This window comes from Pseudomonas aegrilactucae (assembly GCF_019168305.1).
Taxonomy (GTDB): Bacteria; Pseudomonadota; Gammaproteobacteria; order Pseudomonadales; family Pseudomonadaceae; genus Aquipseudomonas; species Aquipseudomonas aegrilactucae.
Window position 1 is genome coordinate 17,634 of the sequence record NZ_JAHTBI010000014.1, and the last position, 21,468, is coordinate 39,101.

Below are 21,468 nucleotides of genomic sequence, written 5' to 3' on the forward strand. Positions count from 1 at the left end.
CACGCACAGATTTGCGGGGGCTCGTTCGCTGGCAAGCCAGTTCCCGCAGGTTGCTGCAGCGCTCATCAAACCTGTGGGGGCTGGCCTGCCAGCGAAGGGCGCGACGTGGCAATCGATCAGCCGCGCTCGGCAGGCGCCGACGACAATTCGAACGGGCTGTTGCTGCGTCGCTGGTTGCGGTCTTCGCGTGGCGTTGCGCCAAAGAAGTTGCGGTACGCGCTGGAGAAATGCGGCCCCGAGGAAAACCCGCACGACAGCCCGATCTGGATGATCGACTTGCTGGTCTGCATCAGCATCTGACGCGCCTTGTTCAAGCGCAGCTCCAGGTAATACTGGCTCGGCACCCGGTTGAGGTACTGCTTGAAGATGCGTTCCAACTGCCGGCGCGACACACACACATGCTGGGCGATCTCGTCGGTGGTCAACGGTTCCTCGATATTGGCCTCCATCAGCAACACCGCCTGGGTCAGCTTGGGATGGCTGGAGCCCAGGCGGTTCTGCAGCGGAATGCGCTGGCGCTCGCCGCCCTCGCGGATGCGCTCCACCACCAGTTCTTCAGACACCGCACCGGCCAACTCCGCACCATGGTCGCGCGCCAGCACCGCCAGCAGCAGGTCCACTACCGACATGCCGCCACAGGCCGTCAGGCGATCACGGTCCCAGTCGAACAGGTGGCTGGTGGCAATGACCTTGGGAAAGCGCTCGGCAAAATCATCCTGCCAGCGCCAGTGCACCGCAGCGCGGTAGCCATCGAGCAAGCCCAACTGGGCCAGCGGGTAGACCCCCGCCGACAGGCCGCCCACCACACACCCGGCGCGCACCAGTTGCTTGAGCGCGCTACCGAGCGCCGCACCCACCGCCTGGGGCGGCTCGTCCGCCAGCAGAAACAGCTTCTGGCACCCCTCCAGGCGACCGGTCCACGCTTCGCCCGGCAAGCGCCAGGCTTGTTCGCTCGGTGCCTCGGCCTGCAGGAACAGCAACTCGTAGACGACGTCCGGGTGCACCTTCTGGGCCACCTGCAAGACCTCTTCGGCCAGCGCCAGGGTCAGGGCCTTGGTGCTGGGCCAGATGAGAAAACCGATTCGCTGGGTGGTCATTAGCTGAGGTCCGAAACCTTGGATGAGTCAGGGCCCCGCAGACTGCGGGAGGGAAGGTGCCTGGTCAGGCTGCGATCGACGCGCAGCATGACCTATTTTGGTGCGACGCGGCAATCGAGCGTCGCAGGCGGCTTACTTCAGGCTGCCGGAAAGGAACTGCTGCAAGCGCTCGGACTGCGGGTTGACCAGCACTTCGCGCGGGTTGCCGGTCTCTTCGACCAGGCCCTTGTGCAGGAACACCAGCTGGTTCGACACTTCACGGGCAAAACCCATCTCGTGGGTTACCACCACCATGGTGCGACCTTCCTGGGCCAGCGACTGCATGACCTTGAGCACATCGCCCACCAGTTCCGGGTCCAGCGCCGAGGTCGGCTCGTCGAACAGCATCACTTCCGGCTCCATCGCCAGCGCACGGGCAATGGCCACGCGCTGCTGCTCGCCACCGGACATGTGGCCCGGGTAGGCATCCTTGCGATGGGCCACGCCCACCTTGGCCAGGTAGTGCTCGGCCTTTTCCAGCGCATCCTTCCTGCTCATGCCCAGCACGTGCACCGGGGCCTCGATGATGTTCTCCAGCGCCGTCATGTGCGACCACAGGTTGAAGTGCTGGAACACCATCGACAGGCGCGAACGCATGCGCTGCAACTGCCTGGGGTCGGAGGCTTTCAGCGCGCCGTCCTTGTTGGCCACCAGCTTCAACTCTTCGTTGTTGAGCAGGATCTTGCCGGCGTGCGGCTGCTCGAGCAGGTTGATGCAACGCAGGAAGGTACTTTTGCCCGAACCACTGGAGCCGATGATGCTGATCACATCGCCTGCCTTGGCTGCCAGGGACACGCCCTTGAGCACTTCGTGACTGCCATAGCGTTTGTGCAGGTTTTGGACTTCGAGTTTGTACATGCTGTCGGTTCTCACAAAGCGTTCAGACCCGGGCGCGCCCGGGGCGAAAAAGTTGCCGCAGGCCTCAGCCCTTGCGCGGCGCCAGGTAGCCGAGCCAGCGGCGTTCGGCCAACTTGAACAGGCGGACCAGAATGAAGGTCAGGCACAGGTAGAACACGCCGGCGGTGATGTAGGCCTCGAACGGCAGGTAGTACTGGGCATTGACCGTGCGCGCCGCACCGGTGATATCGATCAGGGTCACGATCGACGCCAGGCTGGTGGTCTGCAGCATCATGATCACCTCATTGCTGTATTGCGGCAGCGCACGACGCAGTGCCGACGGCAGCAGGATGCGGCGGTACATCTTCACCCGCGACATGCCCATCGCCTTGGCCGCCTCGATCTCGCCATGCGGCGTGGCCTTGAGGCTGCCGGCAATGATCTCGGCGGTGTAGGCGCTGGTGTTGACAGCGAACGCCAGGCACGCACAGAAGGTCGCGCTCGACAGCCATGGCCACAGCACGCTTTCGCGCACGGCCTCGAACTGGGCCAGGCCGTAGTAGATCAAAAACAGCTGCACCAGCATCGGCGTGCCGCGAATCACGTAGGTGTAGAGCCAGGCGCTCATGTTCACCAGCGGCTGCTTGGACACCCGCATCAGGCCCAGGGGCACCGCCACCAGCAGGCCGAACAGCAGCGACAGCGCCAGCAGCTTGAGCGTGGTGAGCATGCCGTTCAGGTACAGCGGCATGGCTTCCCAGATGACGTTGTAATCGAAAATCATAGATCAGCCGCCTTTACGCCAACCGAGTAGCGCTTCTCGAGATAACGCAGGGCCAGCAACGAGACACTGGTAATCACCAGGTACAGCGCCGCGACCGCCAGGAAGAACGTGAACGGCTCGCGGGTGGCGTCTGCCGCCTGCTTGGCCTTGAACATCATGTCTTGCAGGCCGACCACCGAAATCAGTGCAGTCGCCTTGGTCAGTACCAGCCAGTTGTTGGTGAAGCCAGGAATCGCCAGGCGAATCATCTGCGGCACCAGCACCCGGAAAAAAATCTGCAGGCTGCTCATGCCATAGGCCATGCCGGCCTCGGCCTGCCCCTTGGGAATGGCCATGAACGCGCCACGGAAGGTTTCCGACAGGTAGGCACCAAAGATGAAGCCCAGGGTACCGATACCCGCCATCAGCGGATTGAGGTCGATGTAGTCGTCGAAACCGAGCAACGGCGCGATGCGGTTGAGCAGGTCCTGGCCGCCGTAGAAGATCAGCAGGATCAGTACCAGGTCGGGAATCCCGCGGATCACCGTGGCATACAGATCGCCCAGCCAGGCCAGCCAGCGCACTGGCGACAGGCGCAGCGCCACGCCGATCAGGCCGAGTACGATGGCCAGGGCCATGGACGACAAGGCGAGCTGTAGCGTCAGCCATGCTCCATCGAGGATGACTGCCCCGTAGCCTTTCAACATGATGAGGTCCTCGACCTTAGGGATGAAAAAATGGTGCAAACCTCAGAGCCTCTGCTGCTTGCACCATTGAACAGGTGGAACGTCGACGATTTACTTGGCTTCTGGGCCGTAGATGTCGAAGTTGAAGTACTTGTCCTGAATCTGCTTGTACTTGCCGTTGGCGCGAATGGCCGCGATGGCAGCGTTGAGGCGATCCAGGTTGGCCTTGTCACCCTTGCGCACGGCAATGCCGATGCCGTCGCCGAAGTACTTGGCGTCGGTGAAGGCCGGACCGACGAACGCATAGCCCTTGCCCGCATCGGTCTTCAGGAAACCGTCTTCCAACAGCGTAGCATCGGCCACGGTGCCATCCAGACGGCCGGCGGCCACGTCCAGGTAGATTTCATTCTGGGTACCGTACGGCACGATGGTAGCGCCCTGCGCACCCAGCACTTCCTTGGCGAAACGGTCGTGGATCGAACCGCGCTGCACGCCGATCTTCTTGCCCTTGAGCTCAGCCAGGCTGTCGCTGACCGCAGTGCCGTCCTTCATCACAAGGCGCGCCGGGGTCAGGTAGTACTTGCCGGTGAAGTCGACGGACTTCTTGCGATCGTCGGTGATCGACATGGACGACAGGATCGCGTCGATCTTGCGCACTTTGAGTGCCGGGATCAGGCCATCGAACTCCTGCTCGACCCAGGTGCACTTGACCTTCATCTCTTCGCACAGGGCATTGCCGATGTCGTAGTCGAAACCGACGATGCTGCCATCAGGCGCTTTCGAGGCGAACGGTGGGTAGGCGGCCTCGATGCCGATCTTCAGCGGTTTTTCATCAGCCAGCGATGCCAGGGAAAACACGGACAGCGCCAGGGCGCCAAGCAGTGCGAGTTTCTTCATCTGGGAACTCCATCGGTAAAGGGCAATACGTGACAGTACAAAACGACCGTCAACGTTGCGAATGGGTACAACGCGAGCTGCGCAGGTCTCGACCACAGCAGGTCGAGGCATCACGAGCGAGTGATTGGCATTTTAACGACAGCTCCGAAGCCGATATTTCTTCAATGCGACAACTAGTTACAGAAGCGCAGGAAGTCGGGCCGGGAGATATTGACAGCTTTCACAGGATATGCAAAAGCGAGAGACAAATAACCTATCAGTCAAGCAATAACCGCGCCCATTATTGGCAAAGCCCTGTAATCCGGCAAGTCCAGCGTAGTGCGGCGGGAAAAATCCACGGCCAGCCGCACCAGAACGCTGCGGTAACGTTTCCCTATGCCCCGTTTGCGTGCGAAATCGGTGACAGAAAGGGTTACCGATGAATGTCGAAGTAACAGACGCAAAAAAGCCCCGCCGACAGTGCCAGGCAGGGCTTCTCAGATCGCCCTTACGGGCCTCTTCGCTGGCAAGCCAGCTCCCACAAGGTAATGCGGCGTTCACACAACCTGTGGGAGCTGGCTTGCCAGCGAAGCTTTTATCAGGCCGAAGCCAGGTTCATCGACTTGTGGGTATCGATCAGGTGCTGCACCACCCCCGGATCAGCCAGGGTCGAGATATCCCCCAGCGCATCGTATTCGGCCGTGGCGATCTTGCGCAGGATGCGGCGCATGATCTTGCCCGAACGGGTCTTCGGCAGCCCTGGCGCCCACTGGATCACGTCCGGCGAGGCGATCGGGCCGATCTCCTTGCGCACCCAGTTCTTCAGTTCCAGGCGCAACGCCTCATTCGGCTCTTCACCGCCATTGAGCGTGACGTACACATAGATGCCTTGCCCCTTCAGGTCATGCGGCACACCCACCACCGCCGCTTCGGCGACTTTCGGGTGCGCAACCATGGCACTTTCGATCTCGGCCGTGCCCATGCGGTGGCCCGACACGTTGAGCACGTCGTCGACGCGGCCGGTGATCCAGTAGTAGCCATCCTCGTCACGGCGCGCGCCGTCACCGGTGAAGTACATGCCGCGGAACGTCTTGAAGTAGGTATCGACAAAGCGGTCGTGATCGCCGTACAGCGAACGCGACTGGCCCGGCCACGAGTCGAGGATCACCAGGTTGCCCTCGGCGGCGCCATCGATCAGGTTGCCCAGGTTGTCCACCAGCGCCGGCACCACACCGAAGAACGGACGGGTGGCCGAGCCCGGCTTGAGCGCGGTCGCACCCGGCAGCGGGCTGATCAGGATGCCGCCGGTCTCGGTCTGCCACCAGGTGTCGACGATCGGGCAACGCTCCTTGCCCACGGTGGTGTGGTACCAGTTCCAGGCCTCGGGGTTGATCGGCTCGCCCACCGAGCCCAGCAGGCGCAGGCTCGAACCATCGGCATCCTTCACCGCGGCCTGACCTTCGGCCATCATCGCGCGAATGGCGGTGGGCGCGGTGTAGAGAATGTTGACCTTGTGCTTGTCGATGATCTTGGACACGCGGGTGATGTCCGGGTAGTTCGGCACACCTTCGAACAGCACGGTCGTGGCGCCATTGGCCAGCGGCCCGTAGACGATGTAGCTGTGCCCGGTGACCCAGCCCACGTCGGCCGTGCACCAGTAGATTTCACCCGGACGGTAATCGAACACGCGCTCATGGGTCAGTGCGGCGTACACCATGTAGCCGCCGGTGGTGTGCAGCACGCCCTTGGGCTTGCCGGTGGAGCCGGAGGTATAGAGGATGAACAGGGCCTCCTCGGCACCCATCTCTTTCGGTGCACAGTGGGCCGACGCCACTTTCATCAGGTCTTCGTACCAGATGTCGCGATGCTGGTGCCAGGCGATGTCGCCACCGGTGCGCTTGCACACGATGATCTTCTGCACGCTGGCGGTCTCCGGGTTGGTCAGCGCCAGGTCGACGTTGGCCTTGAGCGGCGTACGGCGGCCACCCCGCAGGCCTTCGTCGGCGGTGATCACCACCTTGGACCTGCAGTCGATGATGCGCCCGGCCAGCGCCTCGGGCGAGAAGCCGCCAAACACCACCGAGTGGATCGCGCCGATACGTGCGCACGCCAGCATGGCGACCACGGCCTCGGGAATCATCGGCATGTAGATGGTCACCACATCGCCGCGGTGCACGTCCTGGCCACGCAGCGCGTTGGCGAACTTGCAGACCTGCTCGTGCAGTTCGCGGTAGGTGATGTTGCGGTGCTCGGAAGGGTCGTCGCCCTCCCAGATGATTGCCAACTGATCGCCACGCTCGGCCAGGTGGCGGTCCAGGCAGTTGTAGGAAACGTTCAGAGTGCCGTCGGCAAACCACTTGATGTCGACATGGTGATCGTCGAACGAGGTCTGCTTGACCTTGGTGAAGGGCTTGATCCAGTCGAGGCGCTGAGCTTGCTCGCGCCAGAAGCCGTCCGGGTTGATCACCGACTGCTGGTACATGGCCTTGTAGGTCGCCTCGTCGGTCAGCGTGGTGGCCGCAACCTCGGGACGAACGGGATACAGGGGAGCCGCACTCATCTTTGTTACCTCGGTGTAATAGTTGTTTTTGTATGACCTCGTTTTAACTGTACCAGAGCGGCCAAGGCCATTCGACGTTGGTAGTAACACGGCCTGCATTTGGACCAACAACCGCACCCGACCGCTCTGAAACGGGCCTCTGAGCGCAGAGACAGATAGAAAAATAAATTCCGGAGTGGATTTTCAACTGATTGTTACAGTTTCTGCCAACAGTGTTTATCAAAACTGGCCCTGTTTCAGGCCCAGCCACACTCCTAGAATTCATCTCGCCAGCAACGGCAACGCGAATTAACCAGTAACAGCCCCCACGAAGGCACGTTAATCCCGCGACAATTACCACGCTCAACTTTTCTGCTGTACACGCCGCACCACAAGTGCAGCGCGCCCCCTTTCGACCTTAAACAGGTAACTTGAAGATGAAAGCTTTACTGGTATTGGCACTCGGTAGTTTCTGCGCATCGGCCATGGCAGCCGAAGTTTCAGAGGTTTCTTCCGAGCAGATTCCGGTTGAACAGTACAGTTACTCGCAACATCTGGACATCGCCAAAGTCATCTCCATGACCGAAGTCCCGAACGTCTGCGAAGTGGTCCCGGCCCGCATGACCTATGAAGACTCGCACGGCCAGAAACACGTTCTTGAGTACCGCGTCATGGGCAACGGGTGTTCCAACGGCTAAAGGAACCTACTGACAGCAGTTGCGCCCCGGAACTCCCCTGCGGGGCGCACCCCACCTGACGAAACGTTCACGCCCTCTTATTCCACCGACTTGCCCAGTGCATAATCCCGTAACTTGTTGGCAATGGTCGTGTGCGATACACCCAGGCGTTTACCCAGCGCCCGACTACTTGGAAACTCGCCTTGCAAACTTTCAAGTACCGCCTTTTCAAAACGCCCGACAATCTGCGACAGGTCGCCCTCCAGCGAGAACTCGCCCAAGGGTGGGCGCGCGCCGTAATCCGGCAGGCGAATATGTTCGACCTTGACCACCCCGCCCTCGCATAACGAAACCGCCTGGAACAATACGTTCTCCAGCTGCCGCACATTGCCCGGCCAGTGGTACTGGCTCAGACGCTCCATGGCCGCCGGCGTCAGGCTTGGCAGCGGGCAGCCGATCTGTCGGCTGGCCTGGTCGAGAAAGTGCTCCACCAGCGGCGGCAGGCCATCCAGGCACTCGCGCAGCGGCGGGATGTGCAGCGACAGCACGTTGAGGCGATGGTACAGGTCCTGGCGAAACTCACCGCGGGCACACAACTCGGACAGGTCCACCTGGGTTGCACAGATGACCCGCACATCCAGGTACACCTCTTCATCGCTACCCACTCGACGGAAGCAGCCATCCTGCAAAAAGCGCAGCAACTTGACCTGCAGGCGCGGGCTCATCTCACCCACGCCGTCCAGGAAGAGCGTGCCGCCTGCAGTCAGTTCCAGCAGGCCGAGCTTGCCCTCGGCGCGCGCCCCTTCGAATGCACCCGGGCCATAACCGAACAACTCGGTCTCAGCCATCGACTCCGGCAAACCGGCGCAGTTGAGCGCCATCAAGGGTGCCTGCCCACGCGGGCTGGCCAGGTGGCAGGCACGCGCCAGCAGTTCCTTGCCGGTGCCGGTCTCGCCCTCGATCAGCAGCGGCGCATCCAGCGGCGCCATGCGCCGCGCTTCACGCACCACCGCCGCCATCACGCGCGAACTCTGGAAGATACTGTCGAAGCCACGCAGCTCCTGTTTGCGCACATTGTAGATACGCTCACCGATACGGTCGGCTCGGTGCAGCGTCAGCACCGCACCCGCCAGGGCTTCGCTGTCGTCGTGCTCCGACTGCAGCGGCGCGATATCGGCCAGGAACACATCCCCCTTGACCTTGACCCGCAGCCCATTGATGCGCGACTTGTTGGCGCGTACCAGTTCCGGCAGGTCGAAGTCTTCGGCGTAGCGCGACAGCGGTATGCCCGGCACCTCGTCCACCCGCACCCCCAGCAACTGCGCCGCCGCGCGATTGGCCGCAACGATCGAGCCGCCCATGTCGATCGACAACACCGGAAAGTCCAGCGCACCCAGCAACGCATTGAGCTCCATGTGCCGGCGTTCGCTGGGCATCAGGCCGACGCGCTTGACCCCGAACACGCCGGTGATCGACTCGAACTTGGGGCGTAACGCCTGGAACTGCAGGTTGATCAGGTTCGGGCAATGCAGGTAGATGGCATTGCCGTGCTCACCACCGACCTCGCCGCGGGCGACGTTGATGCCGTACTCCACCAGCAGGTTGAGGATGTCGCGCAAGATCCCGATGCGGTTCTGGCAATGCACTTTGATACGCATGAAGAGTCCTAGAAAGCAGGCGAACCACGGCCACAATCTGCGCCTTGGCATGAATTTTCGTAAAGAGTACGTTACAAAAAGCGTGCTAGACAACGGTGTCGACCGCCCGATTTCCGGACCCCGGGCAAAAACGTAAAATATTCGTTACAAAAACACCTGCTGGCGCTAGGCCCGTGCGCGCTCAGCCCTGATGCAAAACCCACGTTGAATGGCTATTCCTAGGGCATGGCGCAAGCCAACCCAATAACAATAAAGGCCCTCATCAGGAGAGCAGCATGAAACAGACGCACTACGTGGCTCGTGAGCCCGATGCGCAGGGTTTTATCGATTACCCGCCGCAGGAACATGCGGTGTGGAACACCCTGATCACCCGCCAACTGAAGGTGATCGAGGGTCGTGCGTGCCAGGAATACCTGGACGGCATCGAACAGCTCAATCTGCCCCATGACCGCATCCCGCAACTGAGCGAGATCAACCAGGTACTCGGCGCCACCACCGGCTGGCAAGTTGCCCGGGTGCCCGCCCTGATTCCCTTCCAGACCTTTTTCGAACTGCTGGCGAGCAAGCGCTTCCCGGTCGCCACCTTCATTCGCACCGAAGAAGAGCTCGACTACCTGCAGGAGCCTGACATCTTCCACGAGATCTTCGGCCACTGCCCGCTGCTGACCAACCCGTGGTTCGCCGAATTCACCCACACCTACGGCAAGCTCGGCCTGGCCGCCACCAAAGAGCAACGCGTGTATCTGGCGCGCCTGTACTGGATGACCATCGAGTTCGGCCTGGTGGACACCCCGCAGGGGCGCAGGATCTACGGGGGCGGCATTCTTTCGTCACCCAAGGAGACCGTCTACAGCCTGTCGGACGCGCCCGAGCACCAGGCCTTCGACCCGCGCGAAGCCATGCGCACGCCGTATCGCATCGACATTCTGCAGCCGGTGTACTTCGCCCTGCCGGACCTCAAGCGCTTGTTCGACCTGGCCCACGAAGACATCATGGGCATGGTTCAGCAAGCCATGCAGCTGGGCTTGCACGCCCCCAAATTCCCACCCAAGGTGGCCGCTTGAGCCGCCCTGTACACCTATAACAACCACTTGCGGAAGACTTAACCTATGAACGCCTTGAACCAAGCCCATTGCGAAGCCTGCCGTGCCGACGCACCCCAGGTCAGCGACGAAGAACTGCCGGTACTGATCAAGCAGATCCCCGACTGGAACATCGAAGTGCGCGACGGCATCATGCAGCTGGAAAAAGTGTTCCTGTTCAAGAATTTCAAGCACGCCCTGGCGTTCACCAACGCGGTGGGCGACATCTCCGAAGCTGAAGGCCATCACCCTGGCCTGCTGACCGAGTGGGGCAAGGTCACCGTGACCTGGTGGAGCCACTCGATCAAGGGCCTGCACCGCAACGACTTCATCATGGCCGCGCGCACCGACGAGGTCGCCAGCACCGCCGAAGGTCGCAAGTAATGCACTTCGGCGCCATCGCGCGCGTACCGGGTGACCCGATCCTCGGCTTGATGGAGGCCTACGCCAGGGATACCAACCCGAACAAGTTCGACCTTGGAGTCGGCGTGTTCAAGGACGCACAGGGCCTGACCCCGGTGCCCGCAGCCGTCAAGCAGGCCGAACGGCGCCTGCTCGACGGCCAGGCCAGCAAGTGTTATGTGGGCGGGCATGGCGACGCCGCCTTCGGGCAACTGATCGCGCAACTGGTGATGGGCGACGACGCACGGTTGCTCGCCGAGCGCCGCGTGGGCGCCACGCAAACCCCAGGTGGCACGGGTGCACTGCGCCTGACGGCGGAGTTCATCCAGCAGTGCCTGCCGGGGCGAGGCATCTGGCTGAGCGATCCGACCTGGCCCATCCACGAAACCATCTTTGCCAGCGCAGGCCTCAAGGTCGGCCACTACCCCTATGTGGGCGCGGACAACCGCTTGAACGTGCCCGGCATGCTCGGGGCACTGGAAGCGGCGCCCAAGGGCGACGTGGTACTGCTGCACGCCTGCTGCCACAACCCTACCGGGTTCGACCTGTCGCAGCAGGACTGGCAGGCGGTACTTGAGGTAGTCAAGCGCCGTGAACTGCTGCCGCTGATCGACTTCGCCTACCAGGGCTTTGGCGAAGGGCTGGAACAGGATGCCTGGGCCGTTCGGCTGTTTGCCGACGCGCTGCCGGAGCTGCTGATCACAAGCTCCTGCTCGAAGAACTTCGGCCTGTATCGCGAGCGCACCGGCGCGCTGCTGGTGTGCGCCGACAGCGCCGACAGACTGCAGGATGTGCGCAGCCAGCTGGCGCTGCTTGCGCGCAACCTGTGGTCCACGCCGCCCGATCACGGCGCCGCCGTGGTCGCGACGATCCTCGGCGACCCGGCGCTCAAGCGCCTGTGGGTCGAGGAAGTCGAGGCCATGCGCCAGCGCATCGCCACCTTGCGCGTCGGCCTGGTCGAGGCGCTCGAACCGCATGGTTTGAGCGAACGATTCGCGCATATTGCCGAGCAACGCGGAATGTTCTCGTATACGGGCCTGTCGGCGCAGCAGGTAGCGCAGTTGCGCGAGCAGCACAGCGTGTACATGGTCGGCACTGGCCGGGCCAATATCGCCGGGGCGGATGAGGCGCGGCTGCAGGCGCTGGCGGCGGCTATCGCCGAGGTCTGTCGCTGACGCCATCGCGGGGCGAGCCCGCCCCCACAGGGATCGATGAATACCTTGTGCGAGCGGGCGCAACCCGCGACAGGCCTATCACTGTCAGCACCAACGGGCAGGAAAATTCATACTGTCATCCAGACTCCTGTATCCTGCCCAGGCTTTATCAAAGCCAAGCGCGCCTTGCGCAGCCTTTCCACCTTTAAACTTGCGAGGAACGACGAGATGCATGAAATCCCGAATCTTCCCTTCCCAAGCCTGAACCAAGCCGAGCAGCCCGCTGCTCCCCTCAGCGCCGAACCCGCCCACGTGGGCGATTGCGATGGCGACGAAAACCCGAGCGCCGAACAGGAATAACCGCGCACTACCCGGCGTGTGAAAACCACTACGACAGGGGACGACCCCGGCAACGGGTTTTCACACCGCCAAGAACCTCCCCCGCCCCACTGCGGTCTATGATAGGCACTCAGCCTGTCAACTCCCGGACCCTCCATGCCTGATACACCGCGCCCCCTGGCGGTCACCCTGCAAGTCGCCTCCATCGTCCTGTTCACCTTCATCGGCTACCTCAACATCGGCATCCCCCTGGCTGTTCTGCCCGGCTACGTGCACAACACCCTGGGCTACGGCGCCGTGGTCGCTGGCCTGGTGATCAGCGTGCAGTACCTCGCCACCTTGCTCAGCCGCCCCTACGCCAGCCGCATCATCGACAACCTGGGCAGCAAGCGCGCGGTACTGTATGGCCTGGCCGGCTGTGGCCTGAGCGGTGTGTTCATGCTGCTGGCCGCCTGGCTGCAAGCCACGCCGTGGATGAGCCTGACCAGTTTGCTGGTGGGGCGCTTGGTGCTGGGCAGCGCAGAAAGCCTGGTGGGCTCGGGCTCGATTGGCTGGGGCATCGGCCGGGTCGGCGCCGAGCACACCGCCAAGGTCATTTCCTGGAACGGTATCGCCAGCTACGGCGCACTGGCCATCGGCGCCCCCCTGGGGGTGGTGCTGGTGCAACAACTGGGGCTGTGGAGCATGGGCGTGAGCATCGTGCTGCTGTGTGCGCTCGGCATCGCGCTGGCCTGGCCCAGGCAGGCCGCGCCGATTGTCAGCGGTGAGCGCCTGCCGTTCCTGCACGTACTGGGCCGGGTATTCGGGCATGGCTCGGGGCTGGCGCTGGGCTCGATCGGCTTTGGCACCATCGCCACCTTCATCACCCTGTACTACGCCAGCCAGTCATGGAATCACGCCGCACTCTGCCTGAGCCTGTTCGGCGCCAGTTTCATCAGCGCACGCCTGCTGTTCGGCAACCTGATCAACCGTATCGGTGGCTACCGCGTGGCCATTGCCTGCCTGTCGGTGGAAACCCTCGGCCTGCTCCTGCTGTGGCTGGCGCCCAGCGCCGAGCTGGCACTGGCGGGTGCGGCCCTTAGCGGCTTCGGCTTTTCGCTGGTATTCCCCGCACTGGGCGTCGAAGCGGTGAACCTGGTGCCCGCGTCCAACCGCGGTGCAGCCGTGGGCGCCTATTCGCTGTTCATCGACCTGTCGCTGGGGATTACCGGGCCATTGGCGGGCGCCGTGGCCGCGGGCTTCGGCTTCGCCTCGATCTTCCTGTTCGCGGCCATCGCCGCCTTTGGCGGGCTGCTGCTGAGCGTGTACCTGTATCGCCAGGCCCGCCTGCACCCAAGGCACCACCCGCAAACGCCTCAGTAGTCGACCTTGCCGCGCCCGGCCTTGATCGTGCCACGCTTGCTCTTGGACTCCAGGCGGCGGGTCTTGGAGCCAAGGGTCGGGCGCGTCGGGCGCCGCGCCTTCTCGACCTTCACCGCTGCCAGGATCAGCTCGCGCAAGCGCTCCAGCGCATCGGCGCGATTCTGCTCCTGAGTGCGGTACTGCTGGGCCTTGAGCACGATCACGCCTTCACTGGTGATACGGCTGTCGCGCAGGGCCAGCAGGCGCTCCTTGTGAAACGCGGGCAACGACGAGGCGTGAATGTCAAAGCGCAGGTGCACGGCGCTGGAAACCTTGTTGACGTTCTGGCCGCCCGCGCCCTGGGCGCGGATGGCGTTCAACTCGATCTCGTCATCGGGTATGTGCACGGCATTGGAAATGATCAGCATGGGTCTGGCTTTACCGGAATAGGCCCTCAGGATACGCGCCTGCCCACGCAAAACCAAAAAGCCCGGCACTGAGCCGGGCTTTTCGTTGCAGCAGGGCCGCGCTTACTTCAACGCAGGGCTCGCAACAGGTGCGGCGCTCTGGGCGCTGCGCCGGGTCTTGAGCCAGTAGAAACCGCCCATCACCAGCAGCCAGACCGGAATCGCGAACACCGACACCCGGATGCTGCCCGGCATCAACAGCATGACCACCAGGATGAACACCACGAACGCCAGGCAGATATAGTTGCCGTACGGGTAGATCAACGCACGGAACAGCGATGTCTGGCCGGTGCGGTCCATGTGCTGACGGAACTTGAGGTGCGAGTAGCTGATCATCGCCCAGTTGATCACCAGGGTCGCTACCACCAGCGACATCAGCAGCTCAAGTGCACTGTGCGGCATCAGGTAGTTGAGCAGTACTGCTACCACGGTCACCGCAGCCGATGCCAGGATCGAGCGCACGGGCACGCCGCGCTTGTCGATCTTGGCCAGGCTGGCCGGTGCATCACCCTGCTCGGCCATGCCGTAGAGCATACGGGCGTTGCAGTAGGTGCCACTGTTGTACACCGACAGCGCTGCGGTCAGCACCACGAAGTTGAGGATGTGCGCGGCCGTGCTGCTGCCCAGCAGCGAGAACACCTGCACGAACGGGCTGGCGCTGTAGGCATCGCCCGAGCTGGTCAGGCTGCTGACAAGGTTGTCCCACGGGGTCAGCGACAGCAGCACCACCAGGGCACCGATGTAGAAAATCAGGATGCGGTAGATGACCTGGTTGATCGCTTTCGGGATCACGGTCTTCGGCTTGTCGGCTTCGGCTGCGGTGAAACCGAGCATTTCCAGGCCGCCGAAGGAGAACATGATGATCGCCATGGCCATCACCAGCCCGCCCACGCCATGCGGGAAGAAGCCGCCATGCGCCCACAGGTTGGTGACCGAGGCCTCAGGGCCGCCACCACCGCTGACCAGCAGGTAGCTGCCCAGGCCGATCATGCCGACGATCGCCAGCACCTTGATGATCGCGAACCAGAACTCCGCCTCGCCGAACACCTTCACGTTGGCCAGGTTGATCGCATTGATGAGCACAAAGAACGCCGCTGCCGAGGCCCAGGTGGGGATGTCCGGCGCCCAGTAGTGAATGTACTTGCCAACTGCAGTCAGTTCCGACATTCCCACCAGGATATACAGCACCCAGCAGTTCCAGCCCGACAGGAAGCCGGCGAAACCGCCCCAGTACTTGTGGGCAAAGTGCGCGAAGGAGCCGGCCACCGGCTCTTCGACGATCATCTCGCCCAACTGGCGCATGATCAGGAAGGCGATGAAGCCGCAGATGGCATAACCGAGGATCATCGACGGGCCCGCCGACTGCATCACCCCGGCCGATCCCAGGAACAGCCCGGTGCCGATGGCGCCACCAAGGGCGATCAGCTGAATATGGCGATTTTTCAGGCCACGCTTGAGCTCACCTGAATGCGAGTTTTGTCCACTCATGAACGGAGTCACCTGCTTGTTTTTATCTGTGACGGAATCGGACCCGCCGTGCTCGTGGCGCAGCGGAATTATCAAGGTGGTGTGCCTTGAGGGTCTTGGAACAGAGCCTTCGGAGCGGGCGGCGGCCCGGCTCGAATCAGCCCGGTGTCAACAAGGTTGCGCGGTACGCAGTTGGGTCACAGTTAAAACGCGGCGCATTGTATACCCTTGCTTTGACGCAGGGGTCAACACGTTGCGTGACTGTCCGATGACAAGACGCAGCGGTCCGGCGGGAGAAGTGAAGCCTGGGGGAGTGTACGGCGTGCATGGCGCCTCCATTTCTTGTTATGTCTCGCCCTGCTCTGCGGCGGGGCTTTGCACTGGGCAATGGCGGCTATCACACCGTGGATGCGGGGGTTGGGCAAGAGGTTGACGCGGGCGTAAAGGTGGCCAACGAACGCGTTTCGGCAAGGATTGTTTACAGCGTGACCCGAGGCTCGATTCGACGAGCGGAACACGTAGAATTAGTAACGAATTATTTACAAGGTGGCTCAAAAAGTTTCCACACCTTGTCTGGGGGCGCCTGAACCGGTCCTTGCCGGCGAAGCGGTCCGAACACACAGGCACAAAAAAGCCAACCCGAAGGTTGGCTTGATTTCAACGCTTACTCAGCCCGAGGCGGCTTGCCACGGCTGCTGCCCGGGCGCTTGGGTGCCGAGCCTGCCGGCTTGCGCTTGCCCATGTCGCTCGGACGCTCGGCTACCGTGCTGCGGCCCTTGCGCGCCGAATCATCACGCGGCTGACGTGCGGGGCGCTCTGCCGGTGCACCGTCCTTGGACGGGCGCAGGGTACGCACACGCTCGCCACGGCCCACTGGCTTGGAGGACTTGCGCTGCATGCGCTCGAGCTTGTCCTTGACCTTGGCTTTCATCGCCGGCATTGCCACAGGCGCAAGGCCCACTTCGGCAGCCAGGATGTCCACTTCGCCCTGGCTCATTTCACGCCAGCGGCCCATCGGCAGGTCGGAGTTGAGGAACACCGGGCCAAAGCGCACGCGCTTCAGGCGGCTGACCACCAGCCCCTGCGATTCCCAAAGGCGACGCACCTCACGGTTGCGGCCTTCCATCACCACACAGTGGTACCAGTGGTTGAAGCCTTCACCGCCAGGCGCTTCCTGGATATCGGTAAAGCGCGCCGGGCCGTCTTCAAGCACCACACCCGCCTTCAGGCGCGCGATCATGTCTTCGTCCACTTCACCACGCACACGCACCGCATACTCACGGTCCATCTCGGACGAGGGGTGCATCAGGCGGTTGGCCAGTTCACCGTCGGTGGTGAACATCAGCAGGCCGGTGGTGTTGATGTCCAGGCGGCCGACGTTGATCCAGCGGCCTTCTTTTGGACGCGGCAGGCGGTCGAACACGGTCGGGCGGCCTTCCGGGTCATCACGGGTGCAGATCTCGCCGTCAGGCTTGTTGTACATGATGACGCGACGCACGGTTTCTGCGGCTTCTTCACGCTTGATCAGGCGACCGTCGACGGAAATCGCATCGTGCATGTCGACGCGCTGGCCAAGGCTGGCATCCACGCCATTGACCTTGATGCGACCCTGGCTGATCCAGGCCTCGACATCGCGGCGCGAACCCACGCCAATGCGCGCGAGTACTTTTTGCAGTTTTTCGCCGGCTGGACGCGGCGGGCTGTCTTGCAGATCCTGGTCACTCATCTGGGCACCTCCCGGTGTAATGCTTCTGGAAATCATTGAGTTGGCGGAACAAGCGCCAAAAAGGTCGCGAATCATACGCTGAACCGGCGTCGAACGCACCACAGACTAGTCGATATTGCCGCGTTCAACGGCGTTTTCCGCTCGAAGGGCCCGTCAGTCGCGCGGCACGTCCTGGGCGCGTGCTTCATCCTCGGGCGCGTCAGGCGCCTGCAGCAGGTCATCGAAATCGGTCTTGAGCCCCTGCTCCATCGAGTCCAGCTCAAGCAGCAGGCTATGAAAGCTGGTTTCCTCGACCGGCGCCTCAGGCTCGGCGCTCTCGTCGGCCAGCGCCTGCAGGTGCGCAGGTACTGGCGCATCGTCCACCTCCAGCAACGGCTCGGGCTCCATTTCGCGCAGCTCGGCCAGGGACGGCAGCTCATCGAGGTTCTTCAGGTTGAAGTGATCGAGGAACGCCTTGGTGGTGGCGAACATCGCCGGTCTGCCGGGCACCTCGCGGTAGCCCACGATGCGCACCCACTCACGCTCGAGCAGGGTCTTGATGATGTTGGTGTTGACCGCAACGCCGCGCACATCCTCGATCTCGCCACGGGTGATCGGCTGGCGGTAGGCGATCAGCGCGATGGTCTCCAGCAAGGCACGGGAATAGCGCTGCGGGCGCTCCTCCCATAGGCGCCCGACCCAGGGCGCGTAGTCCTCGCGGATCTGCAGGCGATACCCGGAGGCCACTTCCTTGAGTTCAAATGCACGCCCGGCGCAGGATTTGCGCAACACCTCCAGGGCCTTTCTGAACACCGCAGGTTCGGGGCGCTCGGCCTCCTCGAACAATTCGTACAGGCGCTCGAGCGATTGCGCCTTGCCGGAGGCCAACAGAAAGGCTTCCAGCAACGGCGCCAGGTCACGGGGTTCAGTCAGGTTCATTGGGGTGCTCGTGTACGGTTATTCGGCCCGGGCGCGGACATGGATGGGAGCGAAAGGCTCATTCTGCACCAGTTCGACGAGAGATTCCTTGACCAGTTCGAGCACCGCCATGAACGTGACCACCACGCCCAGCTTGCCCTCCTCGGCCGTGAACAGCTCGACGAACGGCACGAAACCACCGCCCTTGAGGCGTTCGAGCACATCACTCATGCGCTCGCGGGTCGACAGTGCCTCGCGGCTGACCTGATGGCTCTCGAACATGTCACCACGGCGCAGCACCTCGGCCATCGACATCAGCACCTCTTCCAGCGCGACGTCCGGCAGCAGCTTGCGCGCCTTGGCCTGCGGCGCCTCAAGACGCGGCACTATCACCTCGCGGCCGACCCGGCTGAGACCATCGATGCCCTCGGCGGCGGCCTTGAAGCGCTCGTACTCCTGCAGCCGACGAATCAGCTCGGCACGCGGGTCGTCTTCTTCCTGCTCGATTTCGGCCGAACGGGGCAACAGCATGCGCGACTTGATCTCGGCCAGCATCGCGGCCATCACCAGGTACTCGGCCGCCAGCTCCAGGCGCACGGTCTTCATCAACTCGACATAGCCCATGTACTGGCGGGTGATTTCCGCCACCGGGATGTCGAGGATATCCACGTTCTGCTTGCGAATCAGGTACAGCAGCAGGTCGAGCGGGCCTTCGAAGGCCTCGAGGAACACTTCCAGCGCATCGGGTGGAATATAGAGGTCCACCGGCATTTCGGTCATGGCTTCGCCATACACCATCACCAGTGCCAGCTCCTGCTGGGCCCCGGCTTGCGGATCGAGGGTCGGCTCGACGCTGGCGGCCTGATTCACGCTTCGACCAGAAACGGTGTCGGGTCGCCGCACCCTGCACGGATCAGCACCGGCTCATCGCCGGTCAAGTCGATCACGGTGGAGGCCTTCAGGTCGCCGAAGCCGCCATCGATGATCAGGTCGACGTGGTGTTCCAGGCGCTGCCGGATCTCGTAGGGGTCGGTCATCGGGTCTTCGTCACCCGGCAGGATCAGGCTGACGCTCATCAACGGCTCGCCGAGCTCGGCCAGCAATGCCAGCAGGATCGGGTTCTGCGGCACGCGCAGGCCGATGGTGCGGCGCTTCTCGTGCAGCAGCAGGCGCGGTACTTCACGGGTACCATTGAGAATGAAGGTGTACGGGCCCGGTACATGGGCCTTGAGTATCCGGAAAATACCCGTGTCGATCTTGGCGAACACGCCCAGTTGCGACATGTCGCAGCACATCAGCGTGAAGTTGTGCGTCTTGTCCAACTGGCGCAGGCGACGCACGCGCTCCACGGCGGTCTTGTCACCGATCTGACAGCCCAGTGCATAGGCCGAATCGGTCGGGTACACCACCACGCCACCCTTGCGGATGATTTCGACAGCCTGTTTGATCAGACGCGCTTGCGGGTTCTCCGGATGAATCTGGAAAAATTGACTCACATTGTCTACCTGTTCAGACGGCGGCAGTTGGCTGCTCATGTTTGAATCGACGCCACAGCGGTGGCAGGTCCTCCGGCAATGGCCGGTAGACACCGATCTCAGACCAGGCGCCCGGGCCATGAAAGTCGCTGCCGGCGCTGGCCAGCAGACCGAACTCACGGGCCAGGATCGACATCGTGCCCACCTGTTCGGCGGGCATCATCCCGTTTACCACTTCCAGCGCCTGGCCACCTGCTTGAATATAGTCGGCAATCAGGCGTCGGCGCTTGCTGCGGGTTAATTCGTAGTGCATCGGGTGGGCCAGGCTGACCCAGGCGTGCGACTGTCGCAGCACCTGCACAGTGTCGTCCAAGCTTGGCCAGTGCAACTTGACGTCGCCCAGCTTGCCGGCGCCCAGCCACTTGCGAAAGGCTTCGCCGCGGTCCTTGACGTAGCCGGCTTGCACCAGGTACTCGGCAAAGTGCGGGCGCGCCGGGGCATTGCCGCTGTCGCCCAGCGCCTGCTGAATGGCGCGCGCACCGTCCAGCGCACCGGGCATGCCTTTGAGCGCCAGGCGCCGGTCGATTTCCTCGGCACGCAGCCAGCGCCCATGGTGCAGTGATTCAACGGCCTTCTGCAGAGGTTGGGCATCGAGCGGGAAGTTGTAGCCCAGAATATGGATCGTTGCCCCGCCCCAGGTGCATGACAGCTCGATCCCGCTGACCCATTGCATGCCCAGCGCCTGGGTGGCGGCCTGCGCCTCCAGTTGGCCTTCAAGGGTGTCGTGGTCGGTCAGCGACAGCATCCGCACGCCGTGTTCGTGGGCACGCGCGACCAGCGCCGTAGGCGACAGGGCGCCATCGGACGCGGTGCTGTGGCAGTGCAGATCAACATTCATAGGTGGCGCTTTCGCTCTCATTGATGTTTGTTATTATGCCGTCACATCCTGCTTCTGGCTGCCACTGTGAAACAATTCATCGATTTCATCCCGCTGTTCCTGTTTTTCATCGTCTACAAGCTCGACCCGCGCACGGTCGACCTGGCAGGCCAGTCGTTCGAGCTGGGCGGCATCTACAGTGCCACGGCGGTGCTGATCATCAGCTCGCTGGTGGTGTATGGCGCCCTGTTGATCCGCCAGCGCCGGCTGGAAAAAGGCCAGTGGCTGACCCTGGGCGCGTGCCTGGTGTTCGGTGGCCTGACCCTGGCCTTCCACAGTGAAACCTTCCTGAAGTGGAAGGCTCCGGCGGTCAACTGGCTGTTTGCGATTGCCTTTGCCGGCAGCCACTTCATTGGCGACCGTGTGCTGATCAAACGCATCATGGGCCATGCACTGACCTTGCCGGAGCCGGTGTGGACGCGCCTGAACGTGGCATGGATCGCGTTCTTCCTGTTCTGCGGCGCGGCCAACCTGTTCGTGGCCTTTACCTTCCAGGACATCTGGGTGGACTTCAAGGTATTCGGCAGCCTGGGCATGACCGTATTGTTCCTGGTGGGCCAGGGTGTCTACCTGTCCCGTCACCTGCATGACAGCGACCCTACCACTCCCAAAACCGAGGATTGACATGCTCTACGCCATTATTGCCACAGACGTTGCCGACTCGCTGGAAAAGCGCCTGGCTGTACGCCCGGCGCACCTGGAGCGCCTGCAGCAGCTCAAGGCCGAAGGCCGCATCGTGCTGGCCGGGCCGCACCCGGCGATCGACAGCAATGATCCGGGGGCGGCGGGTTTCAGCGGCAGCCTGATCGTTGCCGAGTTTGAGTCGCTGGAGGCCGCCAAGGCTTGGGCGCAGTTGGATCCGTTTGTTGCGGTGGGTGTTTACGCTGAGGTTGTGGTCAAGCCGTTCAAGCAGGTCCTGCCGTAATCTGAGCGGCGCGACGGGCCCTTCGTCGCGCCGGCTGTGGCTGTAGATCTTGATCTTGCCGTTGATCTTGATCTTGATCTTGAT

22 protein-coding genes are annotated in these 21,468 nt (G+C 62.6%); 8 read left to right on the forward strand and 14 right to left on the reverse strand.

Translation table 11 applies throughout. The features are described from left to right. Positions 1 to 116: 116 nt before the first annotated feature. From argR to acs, 6 genes are all read right to left on the reverse strand, one after another. Complete coding sequence (argR, locus tag KUO17_RS05555) at positions 117 to 1,097, reverse strand: transcriptional regulator ArgR (protein ID WP_217974158.1); 981 nt, start codon at positions 1,095 to 1,097, stop codon at positions 117 to 119. Positions 1,098 to 1,229: 132 nt separating this feature from the next. Beyond that, positions 1,230 to 1,994, reverse strand: coding sequence for an ABC transporter ATP-binding protein (locus KUO17_RS05560; protein ID WP_217974160.1), 765 nt, complete (start codon positions 1,992 to 1,994; stop codon positions 1,230 to 1,232). 64 nt (positions 1,995 to 2,058) lie between these two features. Then, complete coding sequence (locus KUO17_RS05565; protein ID WP_217974162.1) at positions 2,059 to 2,757, reverse strand: ABC transporter permease; 699 nt, start codon at positions 2,755 to 2,757, stop codon at positions 2,059 to 2,061. Further along, on the reverse strand, positions 2,754 to 3,443 hold the full coding sequence (locus tag KUO17_RS05570) for an ABC transporter permease (protein WP_217974164.1): 690 nt from the start codon (positions 3,441 to 3,443) through the stop codon (positions 2,754 to 2,756). The genes KUO17_RS05565 and KUO17_RS05570 overlap by 4 nt, the downstream gene beginning before the upstream one ends. Positions 3,444 to 3,533: 90 nt before the next feature. After that, positions 3,534 to 4,319 (reverse strand): ABC transporter substrate-binding protein, encoded by a 786-nt coding sequence (locus KUO17_RS05575; RefSeq protein WP_217974165.1) that lies wholly within the window; start codon positions 4,317 to 4,319, stop codon positions 3,534 to 3,536. 577 nt (positions 4,320 to 4,896) lie between these two features. Continuing rightward, positions 4,897 to 6,858 carry an acetate--CoA ligase gene (gene acs / locus KUO17_RS05580; protein WP_217974167.1) on the reverse strand — a complete coding sequence of 654 codons (1,962 nt, stop codon included), beginning with the start codon at positions 6,856 to 6,858 and terminating at the stop codon, positions 4,897 to 4,899. A gap of 416 nt (positions 6,859 to 7,274) precedes the next feature. Here acs and KUO17_RS05585 point away from each other — a divergent pair, with 416 nt between their 5' ends. Then, positions 7,275 to 7,535 (forward strand): DUF2790 domain-containing protein, encoded by a 261-nt coding sequence (locus tag KUO17_RS05585; RefSeq protein WP_217974169.1) that lies wholly within the window; start codon positions 7,275 to 7,277, stop codon positions 7,533 to 7,535. Positions 7,536 to 7,612: 77 nt separating this feature from the next. On the opposite strand, the gene KUO17_RS05590 is transcribed toward KUO17_RS05585, so the two are convergent. Further along, the gene (locus tag KUO17_RS05590) at positions 7,613 to 9,172 is read right to left on the reverse strand and encodes a sigma-54-dependent transcriptional regulator (RefSeq protein WP_217974171.1); all 1,560 of its coding nucleotides are present in this window, start codon (positions 9,170 to 9,172) and stop codon (positions 7,613 to 7,615) included. 275 nt (positions 9,173 to 9,447) lie between these two features. On the opposite strand from KUO17_RS05590, the gene phhA reads away from it, so the two are divergent. The 5 genes from phhA to KUO17_RS05610 all read left to right on the forward strand — a co-directional run bounded on the left by phhA (position 9,448) and on the right by KUO17_RS05610 (position 13,511). Next, positions 9,448 to 10,236, forward strand: coding sequence for a phenylalanine 4-monooxygenase (gene phhA, locus KUO17_RS05595; RefSeq protein WP_217974172.1), 789 nt, complete (start codon positions 9,448 to 9,450; stop codon positions 10,234 to 10,236). A 45-nt stretch (positions 10,237 to 10,281) separates the two neighbouring features. Continuing rightward, positions 10,282 to 10,638, forward strand: coding sequence for a 4a-hydroxytetrahydrobiopterin dehydratase (locus KUO17_RS05600; protein ID WP_163947174.1), 357 nt, complete (start codon positions 10,282 to 10,284; stop codon positions 10,636 to 10,638). Further along, positions 10,638 to 11,831, forward strand: a complete 1,194-nt coding sequence (locus tag KUO17_RS05605; protein WP_217974174.1) for an amino acid aminotransferase — start codon at positions 10,638 to 10,640, stop codon at positions 11,829 to 11,831. Before KUO17_RS05600 ends, KUO17_RS05605 begins: the two co-directional genes overlap by 1 nt. 207 nt (positions 11,832 to 12,038) lie before the next feature. Beyond that, positions 12,039 to 12,170: a hypothetical protein gene (locus KUO17_RS26550; protein ID WP_255263427.1), complete on the forward strand. Its 132-nt coding sequence runs from the start codon at positions 12,039 to 12,041 to the stop codon at positions 12,168 to 12,170. Between the two features lie 135 nt (positions 12,171 to 12,305). Then, entirely contained in the window at positions 12,306 to 13,511 is a 1,206-nt protein-coding gene (locus tag KUO17_RS05610; RefSeq protein ID WP_217974175.1) for an MFS transporter, read from the forward strand. On the opposite strand, the gene arfB is transcribed toward KUO17_RS05610, so the two are convergent. The 7 genes from arfB to KUO17_RS05645 all read right to left on the reverse strand — a co-directional run bounded on the left by arfB (position 13,505) and on the right by KUO17_RS05645 (position 20,420). After that, positions 13,505 to 13,918, reverse strand: coding sequence for an alternative ribosome rescue aminoacyl-tRNA hydrolase ArfB (gene arfB / locus KUO17_RS05615; RefSeq protein ID WP_217974177.1), 414 nt, complete (start codon positions 13,916 to 13,918; stop codon positions 13,505 to 13,507). The two genes, KUO17_RS05610 and arfB, sit on opposite strands and share 7 nt — an antisense overlap. A gap of 102 nt (positions 13,919 to 14,020) precedes the next feature. Further along, on the reverse strand, positions 14,021 to 15,445 hold the full coding sequence (locus KUO17_RS05620; RefSeq protein ID WP_217974179.1) for an amino acid permease: 1,425 nt from the start codon (positions 15,443 to 15,445) through the stop codon (positions 14,021 to 14,023). 643 nt (positions 15,446 to 16,088) lie between these two features. Beyond that, positions 16,089 to 17,150 (reverse strand): 23S rRNA pseudouridine(2605) synthase RluB, encoded by a 1,062-nt coding sequence (rluB, locus tag KUO17_RS05625; protein WP_217974181.1) that lies wholly within the window; start codon positions 17,148 to 17,150, stop codon positions 16,089 to 16,091. Between the two features lie 153 nt (positions 17,151 to 17,303). Next, positions 17,304 to 18,068, reverse strand: coding sequence for an SMC-Scp complex subunit ScpB (gene scpB, locus KUO17_RS05630; RefSeq protein WP_217974182.1), 765 nt, complete (start codon positions 18,066 to 18,068; stop codon positions 17,304 to 17,306). A gap of 18 nt (positions 18,069 to 18,086) precedes the next feature. Beyond that, the gene (locus KUO17_RS05635; protein WP_217974188.1) at positions 18,087 to 18,785 is read right to left on the reverse strand and encodes a segregation and condensation protein A; all 699 of its coding nucleotides are present in this window, start codon (positions 18,783 to 18,785) and stop codon (positions 18,087 to 18,089) included. 128 nt (positions 18,786 to 18,913) lie between these two features. Next, entirely contained in the window at positions 18,914 to 19,543 is a 630-nt protein-coding gene (locus KUO17_RS05640) for an L-threonylcarbamoyladenylate synthase (RefSeq protein WP_217974187.1), read from the reverse strand. Between the two features lie 13 nt (positions 19,544 to 19,556). Then, entirely contained in the window at positions 19,557 to 20,420 is an 864-nt protein-coding gene (locus tag KUO17_RS05645) for a PHP domain-containing protein (RefSeq protein WP_217974183.1), read from the reverse strand. A 66-nt stretch (positions 20,421 to 20,486) separates the two neighbouring features. Between KUO17_RS05645 and KUO17_RS05650 the strand changes: the two genes are divergently transcribed. Further along, positions 20,487 to 21,083: a septation protein A gene (locus KUO17_RS05650; protein ID WP_217974184.1), complete on the forward strand. Its 597-nt coding sequence runs from the start codon at positions 20,487 to 20,489 to the stop codon at positions 21,081 to 21,083. Position 21,084: 1 nt separating this feature from the next. After that, positions 21,085 to 21,384, forward strand: coding sequence for a YciI family protein (locus KUO17_RS05655; RefSeq protein WP_217974185.1), 300 nt, complete (start codon positions 21,085 to 21,087; stop codon positions 21,382 to 21,384). Positions 21,385 to 21,468: the final 84 nt, after the last annotated feature.

Excerpts from the sequence above, each read along its gene's own strand:
- KUO17_RS05590 (WP_217974171.1), bottom strand. The coding sequence starts at position 9,172 with ATGCGTATCAAAGTGCATTGCCAGAACCGCATCGGGATCTTGCGCGAC.
- argR (WP_217974158.1), bottom strand. The coding sequence starts at position 1,097 with ATGACCACCCAGCGAATCGGTTTTCTCATCTGGCCCAGCACCAAGGCC.
- KUO17_RS05565 (WP_217974162.1), bottom strand. The coding sequence starts at position 2,757 with ATGATTTTCGATTACAACGTCATCTGGGAAGCCATGCCGCTGTACCTG.
- KUO17_RS05620 (WP_217974179.1), bottom strand. The coding sequence starts at position 15,445 with ATGAGTGGACAAAACTCGCATTCAGGTGAGCTCAAGCGTGGCCTGAAA.
- phhA (WP_217974172.1), top strand. The coding sequence starts at position 9,448 with ATGAAACAGACGCACTACGTGGCTCGTGAGCCCGATGCGCAGGGTTTT.
- arfB (WP_217974177.1), bottom strand. The coding sequence starts at position 13,918 with ATGCTGATCATTTCCAATGCCGTGCACATACCCGATGACGAGATCGAG.
- scpB (WP_217974182.1), bottom strand. The coding sequence starts at position 18,068 with ATGAACCTGACTGAACCCCGTGACCTGGCGCCGTTGCTGGAAGCCTTT.
- KUO17_RS05560 (WP_217974160.1), bottom strand. The coding sequence starts at position 1,994 with ATGTACAAACTCGAAGTCCAAAACCTGCACAAACGCTATGGCAGTCAC.
- KUO17_RS05600 (WP_163947174.1), top strand. The coding sequence starts at position 10,282 with ATGAACGCCTTGAACCAAGCCCATTGCGAAGCCTGCCGTGCCGACGCA.
- KUO17_RS05585 (WP_217974169.1), top strand. The coding sequence starts at position 7,275 with ATGAAAGCTTTACTGGTATTGGCACTCGGTAGTTTCTGCGCATCGGCC.
- KUO17_RS26550 (WP_255263427.1), top strand. The coding sequence starts at position 12,039 with ATGCATGAAATCCCGAATCTTCCCTTCCCAAGCCTGAACCAAGCCGAG.
- rluB (WP_217974181.1), bottom strand. The coding sequence starts at position 17,150 with ATGAGTGACCAGGATCTGCAAGACAGCCCGCCGCGTCCAGCCGGCGAA.
- KUO17_RS05645 (WP_217974183.1), bottom strand. The coding sequence starts at position 20,420 with ATGAATGTTGATCTGCACTGCCACAGCACCGCGTCCGATGGCGCCCTG.
- acs (WP_217974167.1), bottom strand. The coding sequence starts at position 6,858 with ATGAGTGCGGCTCCCCTGTATCCCGTTCGTCCCGAGGTTGCGGCCACC.
- KUO17_RS05610 (WP_217974175.1), top strand. The coding sequence starts at position 12,306 with ATGCCTGATACACCGCGCCCCCTGGCGGTCACCCTGCAAGTCGCCTCC.
- KUO17_RS05575 (WP_217974165.1), bottom strand. The coding sequence starts at position 4,319 with ATGAAGAAACTCGCACTGCTTGGCGCCCTGGCGCTGTCCGTGTTTTCC.
- KUO17_RS05655 (WP_217974185.1), top strand. The coding sequence starts at position 21,085 with ATGCTCTACGCCATTATTGCCACAGACGTTGCCGACTCGCTGGAAAAG.
- KUO17_RS05570 (WP_217974164.1), bottom strand. The coding sequence starts at position 3,443 with ATGTTGAAAGGCTACGGGGCAGTCATCCTCGATGGAGCATGGCTGACG.
- KUO17_RS05605 (WP_217974174.1), top strand. The coding sequence starts at position 10,638 with ATGCACTTCGGCGCCATCGCGCGCGTACCGGGTGACCCGATCCTCGGC.